Annotated in this window: 15 protein-coding genes and 2 pseudogenes; 7 read left to right on the top strand and 10 right to left on the bottom strand. The window is 67.1% G+C overall.

From position 1 onward, the window contains the following. Nucleotides 1-94 precede the first annotated feature (94 nt). From QMG86_RS00260 to QMG86_RS00250, 3 genes are all read right to left on the bottom strand, one after another. Entirely contained in the window at nucleotides 95-1,678 is a 1,584-nt protein-coding gene (locus tag QMG86_RS00260; protein ID WP_281876959.1) for an MFS transporter, read from the bottom strand. A 283-nt stretch (nucleotides 1,679-1,961) separates the two neighbouring features. Continuing rightward, on the bottom strand, nucleotides 1,962-3,221 hold the full coding sequence (locus tag QMG86_RS00255; RefSeq protein ID WP_281876958.1) for a PP2C family protein-serine/threonine phosphatase: 1,260 nt from the start codon (nucleotides 3,219-3,221) through the stop codon (nucleotides 1,962-1,964). Beyond that, the gene (locus QMG86_RS00250; RefSeq protein ID WP_281876957.1) at nucleotides 3,218-4,027 is read right to left on the bottom strand and encodes an alpha/beta fold hydrolase; all 810 of its coding nucleotides are present in this window, start codon (nucleotides 4,025-4,027) and stop codon (nucleotides 3,218-3,220) included. Before QMG86_RS00250 ends, QMG86_RS00255 begins: the two co-directional genes overlap by 4 nt. A gap of 499 nt (nucleotides 4,028-4,526) precedes the next feature. Between QMG86_RS00250 and QMG86_RS00245 the strand changes: the two genes are divergently transcribed. Beyond that, complete coding sequence (locus QMG86_RS00245; RefSeq protein ID WP_281876955.1) at nucleotides 4,527-6,980, top strand: FHA domain-containing protein; 2,454 nt, start codon at nucleotides 4,527-4,529, stop codon at nucleotides 6,978-6,980. Nucleotides 6,981-7,042: 62 nt separating this feature from the next. Here QMG86_RS00245 and QMG86_RS00240 read toward each other — a convergent pair whose 3' ends face one another. Continuing rightward, entirely contained in the window at nucleotides 7,043-9,781 is a 2,739-nt protein-coding gene (locus QMG86_RS00240) for a LuxR C-terminal-related transcriptional regulator (RefSeq protein WP_281876954.1), read from the bottom strand. A gap of 121 nt (nucleotides 9,782-9,902) precedes the next feature. Between QMG86_RS00240 and QMG86_RS00235 the strand changes: the two genes are divergently transcribed. From QMG86_RS00235 to QMG86_RS00225, 3 genes are all read left to right on the top strand, one after another. Further along, nucleotides 9,903-10,835, top strand: coding sequence for an alpha/beta hydrolase (locus QMG86_RS00235; RefSeq protein WP_281876953.1), 933 nt, complete (start codon nucleotides 9,903-9,905; stop codon nucleotides 10,833-10,835). Nucleotides 10,836-10,909: 74 nt separating this feature from the next. Continuing rightward, nucleotides 10,910-11,686 carry an alpha/beta hydrolase gene (locus tag QMG86_RS00230; RefSeq protein WP_281876952.1) on the top strand — a complete coding sequence of 259 codons (777 nt, stop codon included), beginning with the start codon at nucleotides 10,910-10,912 and terminating at the stop codon, nucleotides 11,684-11,686. Between the two features lie 12 nt (nucleotides 11,687-11,698). Next, on the top strand, nucleotides 11,699-12,550 hold the full coding sequence (locus QMG86_RS00225) for an alpha/beta fold hydrolase (protein ID WP_281876951.1): 852 nt from the start codon (nucleotides 11,699-11,701) through the stop codon (nucleotides 12,548-12,550). Nucleotides 12,551-12,563: 13 nt separating this feature from the next. Here the strand turns inward: QMG86_RS00225 and QMG86_RS00220 are convergent, their stop codons facing one another. Continuing rightward, entirely contained in the window at nucleotides 12,564-12,956 is a 393-nt protein-coding gene (locus QMG86_RS00220; RefSeq protein ID WP_281876950.1) for a GlcG/HbpS family heme-binding protein, read from the bottom strand. Nucleotides 12,957-13,096: 140 nt separating this feature from the next. Between QMG86_RS00220 and QMG86_RS00215 the strand changes: the two genes are divergently transcribed. After that, nucleotides 13,097-13,528, top strand: a complete 432-nt coding sequence (locus QMG86_RS00215; protein ID WP_281876949.1) for a MarR family winged helix-turn-helix transcriptional regulator — start codon at nucleotides 13,097-13,099, stop codon at nucleotides 13,526-13,528. Nucleotides 13,529-13,578: 50 nt separating this feature from the next. On the opposite strand, the gene QMG86_RS00210 is transcribed toward QMG86_RS00215, so the two are convergent. Continuing rightward, nucleotides 13,579-14,151, bottom strand: a complete 573-nt coding sequence (locus QMG86_RS00210) for a TetR/AcrR family transcriptional regulator (RefSeq protein ID WP_281876948.1) — start codon at nucleotides 14,149-14,151, stop codon at nucleotides 13,579-13,581. Nucleotides 14,152-14,484: 333 nt separating this feature from the next. Between QMG86_RS00210 and QMG86_RS00205 the strand changes: the two genes are divergently transcribed. Continuing rightward, the gene (locus QMG86_RS00205) at nucleotides 14,485-14,961 is read left to right on the top strand and encodes a DUF1772 domain-containing protein (protein WP_281876947.1); all 477 of its coding nucleotides are present in this window, start codon (nucleotides 14,485-14,487) and stop codon (nucleotides 14,959-14,961) included. A gap of 104 nt (nucleotides 14,962-15,065) precedes the next feature. Next, nucleotides 15,066-15,467, top strand: a complete 402-nt coding sequence (locus QMG86_RS00200; protein WP_281876946.1) for a PPOX class F420-dependent oxidoreductase — start codon at nucleotides 15,066-15,068, stop codon at nucleotides 15,465-15,467. 13 nt (nucleotides 15,468-15,480) lie between these two features. On the opposite strand, the gene QMG86_RS00195 is transcribed toward QMG86_RS00200, so the two are convergent. The 4 genes and pseudogenes from QMG86_RS00195 to QMG86_RS00180 all read right to left on the bottom strand — a co-directional run. Then, nucleotides 15,481-15,822, bottom strand: coding sequence for a hypothetical protein (locus QMG86_RS00195; protein WP_281876945.1), 342 nt, complete (start codon nucleotides 15,820-15,822; stop codon nucleotides 15,481-15,483). Between the two features lie 178 nt (nucleotides 15,823-16,000). Next, nucleotides 16,001-16,165, bottom strand: a pseudogene (locus QMG86_RS00190) (IS256 family transposase); the annotation flags it as partial. Between the two features lie 25 nt (nucleotides 16,166-16,190). Continuing rightward, nucleotides 16,191-16,562 carry an FKBP-type peptidyl-prolyl cis-trans isomerase gene (locus tag QMG86_RS00185; RefSeq protein ID WP_281881287.1) on the bottom strand — a complete coding sequence of 124 codons (372 nt, stop codon included), beginning with the start codon at nucleotides 16,560-16,562 and terminating at the stop codon, nucleotides 16,191-16,193. A gap of 127 nt (nucleotides 16,563-16,689) precedes the next feature. Continuing rightward, nucleotides 16,690-16,961 (bottom strand): annotated as a pseudogene (locus QMG86_RS00180) (DUF2786 domain-containing protein); the annotation flags it as partial. Nucleotides 16,962-17,119: the final 158 nt, after the last annotated feature.

Genomic DNA, 17,119 nt, shown 5'->3' with positions numbered 1-17,119 from the left:
CGCGGTTTCCGGAGGCGGCCCGCCCAGCGGCGGGGAGAGCTTGCCCGGGAGTGCGGATTTTTGCCCCCTTGCCAAGGAGTCGGCTGCACCATCGCTAGTCCGCCTTCAATGCATCGATATCGGACGCGCCGTCAGGTAGCGGCTCGCTGATCACTGCGGCGGATGTCGGGACCGCCAAGGCTTGGTCCTCGGCGGCGGCTGGTTCCGCGGTCGTATCCGCCGGCTTCGCGGCTGACAGCGGATCCGCGATGTCCTCGAGCGATTGGCCTTCGGCGTTCACGCCGAAGAACCAGGCGACCAGGCCGCCGAAGATCATGAACCCGGCGCCGATGAGGTACCCCACCGTGAGCGGGAACCGGTCGGGGTTCGGGTTGTCGGCGCCGCCCACCAAGTGCCCGAACAGGAACGGCGCGACCACCCCGCCGGCTCCCTGCGCGATGGCGAAGAAGAACGAGATGGCCTGCCCGCGCAGTTCCAGCGGGAAGATCTCGCTGACCGTGAGATAGGCCGACGACGCTCCCGCCGAAGCGAAGAAGAAGATGACACACCAGAAAAGGGTCTGCGTGGTGGCGTTGAGGATGCCCGCGTTGAATGCCCAAGCGGAAAGGAATAGCAGCGAACCGGACCCGAGATACGTTGCGCAGATCATCTTCCGGCGGCCGATGCTGTCGAAAAGCGGGCCGAGCACCAGGGGACCGATCAGATTGCCGACGGCAAAGGGGAAGAAGTAGTAACCCGTATGGTGGGCCGGCACGTCGTAGAAGTTGATCAACACCAACCCGACGGTGAAGAAGATCGCGTTGTACAGGAACGCCTGCGTGGCCATCATCGTGAACCCGAGGAAGGAACGGGACGGATACCGTCCGAAGAAGATACGCCCCATCTGCACGTAGGACAGCCGATCCGTGTCCACGATGTCCAAGGCTTTGCTCTCGTCGACCGGAGGCAGTTCGATTCCCCGGCTTCGGACCTGCGCTTCGATCTCGTCGACGGTCCGCTCGGCCTCCTCGGCGCGCCCGTGGGTGAGCAGCCAGCGCGGGCTCTCCGGGATGTGCCTGCGCAGGAAGATGATGATGAACCCGAGGACGGGTCCGATGAAGAACCCGATTCGCCATCCCCAGCCGGTGGGGATCAACTGTTCGTTGAACAGCACCAGACTGGCGGCCGCGCCCAGAGCGGCGCCGCCCCAGTACGTTCCGTTGATGGCGATGTCGACCCGGCCCCGGTACTTGGACGGCATGATCTCGTCGATCGCGGAGTTGATCGCCGTGTACTCGCCACCGATTCCGGTGCCCGCGATGAAGCGGAAGAAGTACAGCGACCACGCGTTCCAGGAGAATCCGGCCAAGCCGCTGCCGATCAGATAGATCGCCAGGGTCAGGATGAACAGTTTCTTGCGACCGAGCCGGTCGGTGAGCCGGCCGAAGACGAGCGCGCCGACAACCTGACCGGCCAGATACCACGACGCCATCGCGCCGACCTGCCCGGAAGTCAGATGCAGCGTTCCGGCGTCTTGCAGCGGTCCGCCCATGCTGCTGACGATCTGGATCTCGATGCCGTCCAGGATCCAGGAGACGCCCAGCCCGACGACGATGAGCCAGTGGAACTTGGTCCACGGAAGCCGGTCCATCCTGGCGGGCACCAAACTTCGGACTACCTTGGTTCGCGTTTCCAGCACTTGATGATCACCTTGATTCGGAAAAGCCGGTTCGCGCGCAGGCCCGCTCTGCACTGGCTTCGCTCCTCACCGCCCTGAGCGGACCTGATAACGCCCGGTTACATGGAATATTGCGTCGTTGTGAATTGTGCCACCATCCAGCGGTACATTAAACCCCGTCACACCGCCTCTTCGTAATGGCCGAGGCGCCTATGTCGTTACCACGCAACCGGATTGCCGGTATCAACCCAGGTCGGAGCCGTCGACGGCGCTGCCCGCCCGCGTCCGCTGAGCCGTCCGCGCCTCAGGGCGCCGTGCCCGGCAAGGGGGGTAGCGCGTGCACGGCGAGCAGAGCGGTGTCGTCCTCCACGCCGGACCCGAAGGACGCGAGCAGTTCGCGCAGGGCTTCGATACCGCCAGAGGCCGTGACGGGCGCCAGCGCGCACGCGAATTCGAGGAGGGCTCGGTCGCTGTAGCGACCGCCGTTCGGCGTCGTGCGCGCTTCGGTGAGTCCGTCGGTGTAGAGCAGCAGCGTGTCCCCCACCTCCAGCCGAAAGCTCCTGGTCACGATCCGGGCGTGGGGAATCGCCCCGATGAGCTGTCCGCCGCGGGTGTGCATCTCCGCCACGCTGCCGTCGGCACGCAAGAGCAGCGCCGGCGGGTGCCCGCCGCCCGCCAAGGTGACGTCGCAGCCCCCACGCTGGGGAGTGGGTCTGATCATCCCGAAGATGATCGTGCAGAACCGTGGGTTGTGGCCGTGGTACCGCTCGGTGAGTGTGGTGTTCAGCGTGTCGAGCACGGCGGCCGGGTCGTGGGTGTAGGCGGTGGCCGTGCGCAGTGTGTAGCGGGCCAGCGACGTGAGTGAGGCTGCGGGAGCGCCTTTTCCGCAGACGTCGCCGAGGAACAATCCCCACGTGTCGCCGGTGATGGGGAACAGATCGTAGAAGTCGCCGCCGACCTCGTCGGCGGAGGCGATGTGGTAGTACGCGGCGACCTCGAGTCCGGGCACCTGGGGGAGTTCGGGTGGCAGCAGGGTGGTCTGCAGAGTGGCGTTCAGACGCTGGAGGCGTTCGCGCTCCTGCTCGGCTTCGCGCCGGGCCCGCAGCAGTTCGGTCTCGTAGTCGCGGCGCTCGCGAGCATCGAAGACTGTGGTGCGAATCAGCAGCGGCTGACCCTGGCTGCCGGTCTTGACTTGCGAAGTCACCAGAACGGGTAGTCGGCGGCCGTCGGCGGTCTTCATCTCCAGTGCGATGCCGTGGATTTCGCCCTGCATGCGCAGCAGCGGGGCGAAGTGGGTTTCGTGGTAAAGGCGACCGCCCACGGTGAGCAGGTCGGAGAAGTACGCACGGCCGACCAGTTCGTCGCGCTGGCGGCCCAGCCAGCGCAGCAGCGTGGCGTTCACTTTGGCGATGCGACCGTCCAGCGAAGTGGAGAGATATCCGCAGGGCGCGTTCTCGTACAGATCCTCGGCGCTGTCCTCGAGCAACGCGGCGAACGCCGCGTCGTCATCGGTCCCCGCGCCGAGCGCACTGCCGCCGTCTCGGTCGCCCGCCGCGCTCGTCATCCGGTTGCTGCGGCGAAGGAGGCGATGGCGGCGGAGGTCTCCGCCGGAGCGCTGAGCTGGGGGCAGTGGCCGGTCGCGGTCAGCATGATCAGGCTGCTGCCCCGGATTCGTTCATGGACGAATGTTCCCACCTCACGCGGGGCGATGGCGTCGTCGGAGCATTGCAGAATCAGCGTGGGGACGCTCACCGCGTCGAGATCGGCCCGGTTGTCGGAGAGAAACGTGACGCGGGCGAAGACTCGCGCTATCTCCGGGTCGGTGCGGCAGAAACTGTTGGTGAGCTCCTCGGCCAGCTCCGGCCGATCCGGGTTGCCCATGATGACCGGCGCCATCGCACCCGACCATCCCAGGTAGTTCGCGTCCAGCGCCTCCAGCAGTTCCTCGATGTCGGCGGTACTGAAGCCGCCGCGATATCCGGTGGCCGGATCGTCGATGAAGCAGGGCGAGGGAGCCACCAGCACCAGCCCGGCGAATGCCGCGGGCTCGCGAGCGGCGGCGAGCACTCCCATCGTCGCGCTCACCGAGTGCCCGACGAAGATCACCGGGCCGAGCTCCAATTCGCGGACAAGGGCCAGAATGTCCTCGACATAGCCGTCCATGCTCGAGTACCGCCGTGGATTCCACGCCGACAGGTCCGAGCGGCCCGCGCCCACGTGGTCGAACAGGACGACGGTGAAATCCCGCTCCAACACCGGTACGACCAGCCGCCACATGTGCTGGTCGCATCCGAAGCCGTGGGCGAGGACGACCACCGGCGCGCCGGTCTTGCCGCGCACGGTCACATGGTTCCTGCTCAGTACCTCCACACAGACACCTTCGCAGAAAATTCGCGGGAACGCCCGTCACGGGCATTCCGCCTGGCAGCGGAGATCCGTGCTACCCGTCCTGCGGCGTGGTGAACGAATTGGGACCGGCGGGCGGAGTCACGATGGATCGAAGCGCGGGGACTCCAATGGACGCGATTCGATATCGGCTTCCTGCGCCGAAAACCGAGAAGTGATCCATCTCGATGCCCGAGAACAGACCGGAAAACATTCGGGCCCGATATCGCATCCAGCTCGCGAGCGGTATGCCGCAGTCGTTGAGAATTGTACCGAAATTCTCCGCCCGACCGGACAAGGCCACTCGTTCACCGGCATTATTCCCCCGGGATCGGCGTCGCGCACTTAGCTTCTTCCAGATTATCTGCGCAGGTGGAGCTGGGTTTTTCACACGATCACAAGATCCGGGACCGGCGCTCTCGCGACGATATCGCGGGTGTCCGACTATTGCGGCGACAGTGTGGCGGAGTCGTATACTCGCGTAATGGCGGGTGAAGGATCCTCCACGAAATTCCCCGAAGCGCCGGTTCTCGTGGTGCAGACACGAGAACGCGTCTATCGCCTTCGCGCCGGAGGTTCATACAATATCGGCCGCGATCCGGCCGCCGATATCGTCGTCACCGATCCCCGTGTTTCTTCGCTGCACGCCGTCCTGGAGCGGGGATCGGACGGCTGGGAGATCGAGGACGCGCACAGCCTCAACGGAACCTTCTTCGACGGTCACCGGGTCGACCGGATGGTGATCGACCACGACGAGACGTTCCAGTTAGGTCACGCCATGGACGGTGAGCAGCTGAGCTGCTCACTGGAATCACCGGCAGGCCCCGGGACCGACGGCGACCCCGGTGGCGACACGATGGTCGTCCGTGATCCGGGCTACGCCCTCGACGACGAAGCGACGGTCACCAAGTTCCATTCCGCCCTGCCCCGGCGGGTTTCGCGAGCGTCCTCGGCGGCAGCGCCGCCCAGCGCGGTCGTCCGGATCACCACGGGCACGCTGCGGATCGGGCGCGCCGCCGACAACGACATCGTCGTGCCCGATCTCATGGTCTCCCGCCATCATGCCGAACTGCAGGTGATCGGCGCGGGCCGGTACCGGATCGTCGACCTCGACAGCCACAACGGAACCTACGTCAACGGCTCCCGGGTCGAGTCCGTGGAACTGTCGGAGGCCGATCTGGTCGGCATGGGGCACACCACCTTCCGGCTGGTCGGCGACGAGTTGCGCGAGTTCGTCGACACCGGCGACGTGTCGGTCTCGGTGCAGAACCTGGTGGTGCGGACCGCGGAAGGCAAGGTGCTGCTCGACGAGGTGAGCTTCCCGATCCCGGAGCGCTCGCTCGTGGGCGTCATCGGACCCAGTGGCGCGGGCAAGTCCACCCTGCTCGGCGCGGTCACCGGCTTGCGGCCCGCGACGGAGGGGACGGTCCGCTACGACGGACGCGACCTCTACAGCGACTACGACGAGCTCCGGCACCGGATCGGCCTGGTTCCGCAGGAGGACATCCTGCACAGCCAGCTCGCGACGCGGCGCGCCCTGCTGTACGCGGCCGAACTGCGTTTCCCCGGTGACACCCGGAGCGAGGAGCGGGAGCAGCGGGTCGACGAGGTCCTCGAGGAACTCGGCTTGGCACGGCACGCCGACACCCGCATCGATAAACTCTCGGGCGGGCAGCGCAAACGCGTCAGCGTCGCGCTGGAGTTGCTGACCAAACCGTCCTTGTTGTTCCTCGACGAACCGACCTCCGGTCTCGATCCCGGCCTGGACAAGACGGTCATGGAAATGCTGGCCGAGCTGGCGCATGACGGACGCACCGTCATCGTCGTCACACACAGCGTCGCGAATCTCGATGCCTGCGACCGCTTGCTGGTTCTGGTGCCCGGCGGACGGCTGGCCTACTACGGGCCTCCCGCGGAGGGATTGCAGTATTTCGGGCAGCGCAGCTGGGCCGAGGTGTTCCAGGCATTCGACCGCGACGAGGACCGCGACTGGGCCGGAGAATTCCAGGCTTCCTCACGCTTCCAGGATTACGTGGCGGTCGGGCTCACCGACGATGTCGGTCCGGCGGAAGTGCGGCCACCGGCGCCGCCGCCCGCGCCCCAGTCCAAGCTCAGCCAGCTCAGCACGCTGTGCAGGCGCTATCTGGCGGTGATCGCCTCGGACCGAAGCTACCTGGCGCTGCTCGGCGTGATGCCGCTGATTCTCGGCGGTTTGATCGCCGCGGTGCCGTCAGGCGAGGGATTCGCCGGGGCGCCGGGCAGCAACGTCGATGCCCCGACCAAGCTCATGATCCTGGCATTCGGCGCCTGCTTCGTCGGCACCGGCAACGCGATTCGCGAGATCGTCAAGGAACAGACGATCTACCGCAGAGAACGCGCGGCCGGCTTGTCGAGCGGCGTCTATCTGATGTCGAAATTCCTGGTCCTCGGCGTGATCACCACCTTGCAGGCGGCAGTGTTGTTCGTGATCGGCACCATCGGTGTGAGCATGCCCGCGAAAGGTCTGTTCACCTCGGCCGAACTGGAGCTGATCCTTGCGATGGCGATGCTCGGCATCGCATCGCTGGCGCTGGGCTTGCTGGTGTCGGTGATGGTGAACACGTCGGAGAAGACGCTGCCGTTGCTGATCGTGTTGTCGATGGCGCAACTGGTGCTCACCGGTGGTCTTGTGCGGCTACCCGGCACACCCGTTCTGGAGCAACTGTCCTACCTGTCGCCGTCACGGTGGGGCTTCGGCGCGGGAGCCGCCACCGTCGACCTGGACACCCTCTCCCCGCACGAGGGCGCCCCCGACCCCCTGTGGAAACACACCCTCGGCACGTGGCTATTGGATATGGGAGTAGTCGCCGGGCTGGGCGCCGTCTTCCTCGCGCTGGCCTGGTACCGCCTCTACCAGCTGCGCCCCCGGCGCCGCGGCGCCCGCCGTCCAGGACTTTGACGCCCGGCGTGCAGGCGGTGCGGAAGGCATCGACTGGCCGACGGCCTGAGGTGGCGCTCCGTTCAAAGCTGGTGCCGCAGTTCCCGCCGTGAGGTGACGCCGAGCTTGCGGAAGATTTTGCGCAGGTGGTACTCGACGGTGGCGGTGCTGAGGAACAACTCGGCGGCGATCTGCTGGTTGGTGATGCCGGACGCGGCGAGATTGGCTACCTGCAGTTCGCGAGCGGTCAAATCGTAGAGGGTCGAGGGGTTGCGTCGGCGGGGTTCTTCGCCGGTCGCGGACAGTTCGGCTCGGGCGCGTTCGGCGAACGCGGTGGCGCCCATGTCGAGGAATGTCTCGTGGGCGGCGCGGAGTTGGTCGCGGGCGGCGCGGCGGCGGCGCCGACGCCGTAGCCATTCGCCGTAGAGCAAGCGGGTACGCGCCAGTTCAGGGATCAGCGGCGTCGATTCCAGCAGGGACAGCGCCTCGAGGTACAGCGCTTCGGCTGCCGGGCCATCGGCGCACAGGGCCTGGCTGCGCGTCAGAACCGCTCTGGCCCAGGGCGTTCCGCTGGCGGTGGCGCGCTCGGTCAATCGTCGCAGCGCCTGCCCGGCCACGCGCGTATCGTTGGCGCGGCAGGCCGCCTCGATCAGATCAGGCAGCACGATGTTGCCGAAATGCGGTGGGTCTTCGTCGAATATCACTGACGCCGCCTCCTGCGCTTCGGGATACCGGCATTGGCCCAGCCGCAGGATCACCAGTGCGGTGCGCGCGATCTGCACCTGAAGCCCGCCCGGCCGCTCGGCGTCGGGACCGGCCTGCACGCGCACTGCGGCCAGGGTGCGGATCTCGTCACCGCGCCAACCGTGCAGCAGCGCGTCACTGCTCTCGGCATAGCGCAGATCCGCGCGGATCGCGGTGGCGACATCCATGAATTCGGCGTAGTACGCCGCTGCCACGGCCAGTCGTCCGCACAGCACCGCATGGGTCGCGAGGCCGTGTGTCGCGACTTGCAGCGCGCGTAGTGCGCCACGCCCGCGGGCGGCCACGGCGTAGCGCCGGGCGGCTATACCGAGGACATCGACATCCCACAGTTCGATGGCGAGCAGCGCGCCGAGCAGGAACCAGCGTGCGGCCTCTCCGTTCTCCGCGCCTTCGGCGAGCATTGCCGTCTGCGCCTGGCGCAGCCGCGGCACCGCCGAGACGTAGTCGCGGCCGACCAGTTCGGCGTGCGCCTCGAGCAGCAGATCGGCGAGGGTGGGCGTCTCGGAAGCCCGCGGTGTCTCGAGCGCGGTCTCGGCGATGCGTCGTGCGCTCATGCCGGAGCCGATCCGGGCGACGACGATGACCGCGTCGAATGCCTCGAGCAGCGTGTCGCGCGCGGCACGGACATCGAAGTCGCGGAAACCCAACGCGGCTTCGAAGAGGAGGGGGACCGCACCGGTGCGGCCGAGCATCACGTTCAAGAAGCCCCGCAACCGCATGGTGTAGGCGTCGAGGATCGCGACGCCGAGGTCCGGTGTCTGCTTATTGAGCAGTTGTTCGGCCAGGTGGGGAGCACCCGCGGTGAGAGCGGCGCCGGCCGCGGTGAGCAAGCGCGCATTGCGTTCGGGACCCGTGGGTGTCAGTTCGGCGGCGCGGCGCAGGAAGGCCGCCTGCGCCAGGTGTCCGCCGCGTTCCCCGGCGCGCGCGGCCGCGGCTTCCAATTCGGCCGCGACCTCGGCGTCGGCGTTCTCGACGGCTCCGGCCCGGTGCCAGGCGCGGCGATCCGCATCGCGGATCGGGTCCGCGGCCTCGGCCAGTGCGGCGTGGATCTGCCTGCGGCTCATCCCGGGGGCGCCACCGTAGACGGCCGACCGGATCAAGGGGTGGCGGAAGCGTAGTGCACCGGATCCCGTTTCCTGGACCAGCAGTTCGGCTCGGCCGGCTTGCTCCAGCGCGATGTCGAAGGCCGTGGAGCTCAATGTGGTGAACGCACGCCGGATCAGGTCCGGATCGTCCTCGGCGGCCGCGGCCACCACCAGCAACAAAATCTGGGTCGCCGTGTCCAGGGCTCGGGTACTGCGCAGGAAGCGCTCCTCCAGTCGGCGGTCCAAGGGGAGGTGACCGCGCAGGCCGGGCTGGATCGGACTGCCCTCGCCGAGTGCGCGCGCCAGTTCGAGAATCGCCAAGGGATTGCCATCGGTCTCGGAAAGCAATCGCATCGCGATCACATGGTCGACCTCGGCGACGCCCGCGGTCTCCAGCAGTCGCGCGGCCTCCGGGTCGGACAGTCCCGCCAGCGGCATTTCCGGCAGCCCGGCCAATCCCGGATCCGGGTCGTCGTCACGGACACCGAGCAACAGCACGATCGCCTCGGCGTCCAATCGCCGGGCGACGAACGCCAGCACCTGCGAAGATTCGCGGTCCAGCCAATGCGCGTCATCACACACCGCCAGCAAGGGGCGCTCGGCGGCAGCCTCGGCGAGCAGGGTCAAGGCGGCCAGGCCGACCAGGAACTGGTCCGGCGGGGCCGGGGCCGCCAGCATGCCGAATGCCGTCTCCAGCGCGTCGCGCTGCGGTCCGGGCAGGCGACCGCGCTCCCCCAGCAGCGGCAGCAGCAACCGATGCAGCCCCGCGAAACCCAACTCCTGTTCGACCTCGACCCCTGACACGCGCATGACCCGTATCCCGGAGGCGTTCGCGATCACCTGCTCCAATAGCGCCGTTTTGCCGATACCCGCAGGTCCCCGAATCACCCGCACCGCACTGAGCCCGGACTCCGCGTTGTGCACCAGACCCGCGAGTTCGGCGGCCTCCGCTTTCCGGCCATGGAGAAACATGCGAACAAGTTAACTAACGGCAATTCACACCGCTCGGCACTAGGGGGTTCCAAGGATTCGGACCGCGGTGAGAGCAGGCACTGTGCGGGGTGTCCCTACTCGATTTCGTGCAGGAGAGCACATGAGCAAACCCGTCCTGGAGCCGGCGGCGCAGGCCTTCGTGGAGGCCACCGCCAATCCTCCCTTTCTGTTCGATCTGGGCCCGATCGAGGGTCGCAAAGCCGTCGACGAGGTCCAGTCCCCCGAGATCGAGGTACCGGGCACCGACCGCGAGGTGCTGTCCGATCCGGATCTGACCGTATTCCGGCCATCCGCAGTGACCGGCCCCCTGCCGGTGATCCTGTACATCCATGGCGCGGGCTGGGTTTTCGGTAACGACCACACCCATGGCCGGCTGGCCCGTGAATTGGCCGCGGGTGTGGGCGCTGCGGTGGTGTTCGTCAACTACAGCCTCTCGCCGGAGGCGCGCTACCCCACCGCCCTCGAGCAGGCATTCGACGCGCTGCGGTGGATCGCGGACGAAGGGGCCGGCCATGGGCTCGATCCCGCGCGGATCGCGGTGGCCGGGGATTCGGTCGGCGGGAACATGAGCGCGGCGCTGACCCTGCTGACCAAAGAGCGCGGCGGACCGACGTTGGCCGGGCAGGTGCTGTTCTATCCGGTGACCGATGCCTCGTTCGACACCGGCTCCTACCGGCAGTTCGCGACCGGCTACTTCCTGCGGCGCGACGCCATGGAGTGGTTCTGGGACCAATACATCAGCGATCCGGCCCAGCGCAGCGAGATCACGGCCGCGCCGCTGCGCGCGGGCAGCGAACACCTAGCCGGACTGCCGGAGGCATTGGTCATAACCGCCGAGGCCGACGTACTGCGCGACGAGGGCGAAGCCTACGCCGACAAGCTGCGCGAGGCGGGCGTTGCGGTGACCGCGGTCCGCTACCAGGGCATCATCCACGATTTCGTCATGCTCAACGCGCTGCGTGGCACCCATGCCGCCGAAGCCGCCATCACCCAGGCCATCGCATTCCTCCGTCGAGTCCTGGCACAACCATGACCACTTCGCCCGAACCCAACGAAAACCGGCGCGACCATAGACCACGCCGGTCCGCGTACCGGAAGGCCGCACCCATGAGACGTGCAGTGAACAAGACCTTGCTGGCGATGGTGAGCGTGGCGGCGGTGGCCGGTGCGACCGCCCCGGCCGCCGCTTCATCCGCCCCGCCGACCATCGTGCTGGTGCACGGCGCGTTCGCCGATACGACCAGCTGGGACGGGGTCGCCACAAGGCTGCGCGCGGACGGCTACCGCGTTGTGACGCCCGACAATCCGCTGCGTGGACCCGTCGGCGACGCGGCGGCCGTCGAGCGGACTCTGTCGAGTATCGACGGACCCATCGTGCTCGTCGGGCACTCCTACGGCGGTGCGGTCATCACCAACGTCGATGATCCCGACGTGCAGGCGGTGGTCTACATCGCCGCGTTCGCCCCCAGGGAGGGCGAACCGATCGCGATCGCGCTGGACCCGATCCGGTTTCCGGGCAGTCGGCTGCAGCCACCAGCCCTGGCGCTGAAACCGGTGGACACCGGCCTCGACGGCTACGTCGAACCTGCCTACTTCCACGAGGTATTCGCCCAGGACGTCGACGCCGCCACCACCGCCACCATGATCGCCCATCAGCGCTCCATCGCCGCCACCACCAATATCGAGCCGTCGGGTCCAGCGTCCTGGTCCACAACGCCGAGCTGGTACCTGGTCTCCGCCGAGGACCGGGTGATCCCGCCCGCGGCACAACGTTTCATGGCGGAACGAATGGGCGCGCACACCAGCGAGGTCACCGCCTCGCATGCCGTCCTGGTCTCTCAGCCCGCGGCAGTCGCCGCGATCATCGAACAAGCCGCCCGATAAGGGGAAAACCGCATGAGCATCACATCTTCCATCGACCAGACCACCCGCGAACAGATCGAAAAAGCCAACGCCACCGGACATACTCCGGTGGTGTTCATCCACGGCCTGTGGCTGCTGGCCAGTAGCTGGGACCGGTGGACGGAGCTGTTCGCGGCGGCCGGCTACGCGCCGGTCGCCGCCAACTGGCCTGACGACCCGCAAACCGTCGCAGCGGCGCACGAGCATCCGGAGGCATTCGCGGGCAAAACGGTCGGCCAGGTGGCCGATCACGTCGCCACGGTCATCGGCGAATTGCAGCGCAAGCCTGCCGTCGTCGGGCACTCCTTCGGCGGCCTCCTGGCCCAGATCGTCGCGGGCCGTGGGCTGTCGGTGGCGACCGTGGCCATCGATCCGGCCCCGTTCCGCGGTGTACTGCCACTGCCGCTCAGCTCACTCCGGGCGGCCGCGCCGGTTCTCACCAACCCGGCGAACCGGCACCGCGCCGTCCCGCTGACCTTCGAGCAGTTCCGCTACAGCTTCGCCAACGCCGTGAGCGAGGACGAAGCCAAGCAACTGTTCGAGACCTTCGCCGTCGCCGCACCCGGCGCGCCGCTGTTCCAGGCCGCTGCCGCCAATCTGAATCCGTGGTCGCAGACCAAGGTCGACACCGACAATCCCGAGCGCGGACCGCTGCTGATCGTGTCCGGCGAGAAGGACAACACCGTGCCCCGCGCCATCACCGAAGCGGAGTATCGCAAGCAGCAGAAGAACCCCGGCATCACCGAATTCCGCGAGATCCCAGGCCGCGGGCATGCGCTCACCATCGACAGCGGATGGCGAGAAGTGGCCGAGATCGCGCTGGAATTCGTCCAGAGATTCGCTTGAGACATTCCGTCTTCTACTTCGCCTGGGACGACGTCGTCGGTGCGGCTGAAAGCCAAGCTATCCCGGCCTCCGCGCACTGGTCGTCGTGTTCGGGCAAGCTGCCACTGACTGCGAGCGCACCGATGACGGCATCGTCGCGCCGTATCAACCGTGCACCCGCGCCTGCGATGACGGGTGTCCCTGCCACCTGATCCATTTGTGCGAACAGTGCGGGCCACGCTTGTTGCAGACGCGCCAACTCGCTGCCGTCGCGGTGAAACAGCGCCACGCTGGTCGCTTTCGCCGGGGCAACGCGAGCCGACAGCGGTGGGGCACCATCCATGCGATCGACAACCAGCAGGTGCCCACCGCCGTCGGCGATCGCAACCGAGACCCGCACGCCGAGTTCGGCGGCGTGCTCGCGCACACGGGCACTCGCAGCCCGCGCTTCCTCCGAAGTGAGTGACATCGCTACACCTTCCATATTCCTTGGGTCATCCAAGCTTGGGTGTACCAAGGATAATGGCATTCGTGGGACAGTCCAAGGAATTGACTAAGCTTCCGCCCATGGAGCTGGAGGAAGCACCCACCCGCCTGCGCGGCAAACCGAGCTGGCTGATCAGCAAGGCCGCGGCACGCGCGCACCGGCTCATCGCCGAGGCGACGGCCACGGCCGGCGGGCGCGCCTACCATTTCGCGATCCTCGCCGCGCTCGACGAGTTCGGTCCGGACAGTCAGGTACGGATCGGCCAACGGTGCGGAATCGACCAGAGCGACATGCACACGATGCTCGCGGAACTGAAAGAGCAGGGTCACGTCACACGTACCTCGGATCCCCGCGACCGACGCCGCAACCTGATCACCCTGACCCCGGCAGGGCATCAGCGGCTCGAAGAACTGGACTCGGCTCTCTCAGCGGTTCAGGAGGACCTGCTCAACGCCTTGTCACCCACCGAGCGGAATCACCTCGCCGCACTTCTCACCCGGGTGCTCGACTGAACTTCGGTCCGTGTGCGCCGTACGCGAGCCTCGCCTTCGACTTGTGCGATCTACCGGGTCCACTGGTCGACCAGCACCGCCAGGCGGGCGTCCCGTTGAGCCGGCCGCAGACGTCCGCCGCGCTCCAGGGTCGCCAGGCCGTGCAGGGCGCTCCAGCCGACCTCGGTGAAGGTCTCCGGATCGTGGTCGCCCGCGAAGGGTGAGAAGGCGGCGAACATGACGGCGAACGCGTCCCGCAGCGGCTGCGAGGCATTCTCGCCGAACGTGAGGTTCACTTTCATCAGGAACATCGCGTCGTAGAGCGCGGGCCGCGCGGTAGCGAAGTCGAGGTAGGACCGCGCCACCGCCGCCAACGCAGCGCGCGGCTCGCCGCCCGCGGACTCCAGTGCCGCACGGCTCCACGCGGCCATCTCCGCGATGCCCTCCTCGGCGACCGCCGTGACGATCTCGTCCTTGCCCGCGAAGTGCGAATACAGCACGGGCTGGCTGTATTCGATCCGTTCCGCCAGCCTGCGCACAGTCACCGCGTCCCAGCCCTGCGACTCCGCCAACTCCCGAGCGGTGTCGATGATCAGCCGGTGCCGTTCGGCGCGTTCCCGCTCTCGTCGCGTCTGGATCCCCATAGGCCGACTATAGCATCGCTTGACAATCTAGTGTCACTAGTTTTGGCGCACCCCGTAGGTCGGCTCACCGGCATCGAGGTGCTGTCGCCCGGCAAGGTCATCGAACGTCAGCAGATTCGGTCTGCTCGATTCACTGGTTGCGCTGGGGCTCATTGCGGTCCCGGTCCTCGTCGGCAGGGTTGCGGGCAGCCGACCGCGTCGGGGTGGGCGATCGACGACACATGGCGACCCTCACGCGATCTGAAATCTAGCAAGGCTAGACAAAATAGCGAAGGAAGTGTTACCGTTGCTCCAGTTCCTAACAACGCTAGAATCTCGAAAGGGAAGCCGAGAATGCTCATCATCGCCGGCCAGACCATCGCCGCCGCCGCCGTTCTCTCCAACGCCATCGTCTACGGCACCGATGTCTCCGTGGCTGTGATCACCCGGTCCGTGTACCGCAAGCTCGATGACGCGACCGTCACCATGAGTGCGGGATGGGGTCACTACTACGGCGACAAGCGCATGCCGGTTGTCGGTGTGGTCGGTGTGGTCACCGCGGTGCTCACGCTGCTGATCGCGCTGTGGGCCGGGCAGATCGGCGCCGCTGTCGCGGCGGGGATCACGGTGGCGGCACTGCTCACCTGGCTCGCCTTCTACGTCCGCATCGCCAAGCCGATCAACTCCCAGCAGACCGCCGCTGCGCAGAGTGGCATCATTCCCCCCAATGCCCGTGCGCTGCAGGACAAGTGGGACAGCATTCTGAAGTACCGGGTCACCCTGCAGTTCATTGCCATTGCCGGCCTGTGCGCCGCGCTGATTCTGTTCTGATCTCAGAGCACGCGGCAGGCGACAACTTGCGCTTCCCACACCCGACAACATCCGGCTGATCGCCGGGGGCACGCCTGATATCGAATTCACTGAGGAGTACTGACATGACCTTCACCAGCAATGAACAGCAGTTTCTCGCGGAAGCCGGGATCGGTCGGCTGGCCACGGTGTCGCCCGACGGAGTGGTGCAGAACAACCCGACCAGCTATCGGGTGAACGCCGACGGCACCATCGATATCGGCGGTATGCGCATGCGCACCAGCCGCAAGTACCGCAACGTCGAAGCAGGCAGCCGGGTGTCTTTCGTCGTCGATCAGCAGGTCTCGTTGGAGCCGTATGTGATTCGCGGCATCGAAATACGAGGCACGGCCGAGGCGCTCGAAGATCAGGAACCGCCGTTCCCTCCCCAGGAACGCTCGATCATTCGGATCCATCCCGATCGGATCATCTCCTGGGGCATCGACGGCGACTCCTTCGACTTCACCAGTCGCCGCGCCGAGCGGTGATTGCCGCGTTGAGTCAGCACATCCGCTGCCGCCGTTCACGCACCGCCGCCCGCGTCCATCTCCGGGTGGACTTGGCGCAGCATCGACGCCAGCCACCCGGCGGTGCGATGCTCGGCAGGCATGGCCGCCACCCCTGCTCGCCTTCCCTCACCGCGTCGGTCTGCCGCCCCAGCAATGCCAACACGATGCCGCGTTGCACGCCCCAGAACCCAGTGGTGTACCAGTAGCCGAAGCTGGGCAACGGAACCTCGGCCGCCGTCTCCGCCGCCTTGTCAGCCGCCGCCAGCGCCCTGCCCGCCTGCCGCGCCTCACGGCGCACCGCCAGCAGTTCGGCGCGCTGATAGCGGTCGTACACCCCCAGGATCGGGTGCGCACCGTCTACGGCAATGGCCGCGTCGGTGAGCGCGACAGCCCGCGCGGTATCGCCCTGATGACGGGCGGCGTCATGTCACGGCCTGCGGTGCCGACATCGTGTTGCTGCCGTCGTCGGCGCACACGACGCGGTGACCTTGGATCGGCTCTTGCGTGAGTTGCCCCGTTCCACGGCCCGCAAGATCACCGTGGTCGTAGCCGAGGTGATCGGTGATCTCGCCATCGAGGGCGGACTCGACCACCAGCTTGGTCAGCTGCTGCAATCCACCCTCGCCGCTGAGCTGCAGCCCGCTCGCGCCGGCCTGGGCCGCCAACTGGGCCACCAGCTCGGATTACGACCTTCGGACAGGTTCAGGTCGCGATCAAATCAATCACGAAGACGAGCGTCTCCCCCGGCGCGACGGTGCTCCCGGCGCCTCGGTCGCCGTATGCGAGCTGGGGCGGGATGATCAGCTTCCTGCGGCCGCCGACTCGCATGCCGTGCACACCCTCGTCCCAGCCCTCGATGACCTGCCCGGCGCCCAGTGTGAATGCGAACGGTTCGCCGAGCTCCCAGCTCGAATCGAACTCCGTTCCGGTGGAGAACGTGACGCCCACGTAGTGGACTTCGACGAAATCGCCCCGTTCGGCCTGCGCACCGTCGCCGTCCCAGATCTCCACGATCACCAATTCGCTCGGCGGCGGGCCAGCGGGGATCTCGATCTCCGGCTTCCGCCGTTTCACTACACCGCGCTCGCCGGGACGACCCAGGAGCCGGGTGATCCACCGCTGCCAGGACTTCTGCTTCATCTCTTCCTCGGACATCGCAACATCATGCCCAAAACTATTGCGCTGCCGCGAATGCGAGGGGCGCGGCGTCCACGCGCACGTCGTTGGCCGAGGCGATCGCGACGAACAACTGCACATACGTTGCCAGCCCACGGGTGCCGCGCTCACCCATCGGGATCTGCCGCATCACCGGCATCGCCTTCGCCAGCCCGCGCGGTGACGCGGCCCGCGCCACCGCCAGATCGATCGAATCTGCGTGGCCGGCCGTTGCGCCATCGCCAAGAACGCCTTGGCCTCGTACTGGTTGTCGGTGCCCTCGGCTTTGCATAGCAGCGCGCCGATACGGCCGAGCATCTTCCGCGAGGTCGTCACAGCCGCAACCCCCCGTAGCCGAATATGGCCGCGAACGCGAGATGAGCAAGGGGTCGACGCCGGGAACACACCGATCGAGGTCCCGGACTTGGGCGGGGTCGCGAACGCGGCGTGATACCCCGCCACGAGCACCCGTGCGG

Origin of the sequence: Nocardia sputorum, from assembly GCF_027924405.1 — a bacterium.
Taxonomy (GTDB): domain Bacteria; phylum Actinomycetota; class Actinomycetes; order Mycobacteriales; family Mycobacteriaceae; genus Nocardia; species Nocardia sputorum.
This window is presented reverse-complemented; position numbering and strand designations above follow the sequence as displayed.

Coding starts and splice junctions, on each gene's coding strand:
- QMG86_RS00255 (WP_281876958.1), bottom strand. CDS start 3,221: ATGACGAGCGCGGCGGGCGACCGAGACGGCGGCAGTGCGCTCGGCGCG.
- QMG86_RS00245 (WP_281876955.1), top strand. CDS start 4,527: ATGGCGGGTGAAGGATCCTCCACGAAATTCCCCGAAGCGCCGGTTCTC.
- QMG86_RS00240 (WP_281876954.1), bottom strand. CDS start 9,781: ATGTTTCTCCATGGCCGGAAAGCGGAGGCCGCCGAACTCGCGGGTCTG.
- QMG86_RS00235 (WP_281876953.1), top strand. CDS start 9,903: ATGAGCAAACCCGTCCTGGAGCCGGCGGCGCAGGCCTTCGTGGAGGCC.
- QMG86_RS00230 (WP_281876952.1), top strand. CDS start 10,910: ATGAGACGTGCAGTGAACAAGACCTTGCTGGCGATGGTGAGCGTGGCG.
- QMG86_RS00225 (WP_281876951.1), top strand. CDS start 11,699: ATGAGCATCACATCTTCCATCGACCAGACCACCCGCGAACAGATCGAA.
- QMG86_RS00215 (WP_281876949.1), top strand. CDS start 13,097: ATGGAGCTGGAGGAAGCACCCACCCGCCTGCGCGGCAAACCGAGCTGG.
- QMG86_RS00210 (WP_281876948.1), bottom strand. CDS start 14,151: ATGGGGATCCAGACGCGACGAGAGCGGGAACGCGCCGAACGGCACCGG.
- QMG86_RS00205 (WP_281876947.1), top strand. CDS start 14,485: ATGCTCATCATCGCCGGCCAGACCATCGCCGCCGCCGCCGTTCTCTCC.
- QMG86_RS00200 (WP_281876946.1), top strand. CDS start 15,066: ATGACCTTCACCAGCAATGAACAGCAGTTTCTCGCGGAAGCCGGGATC.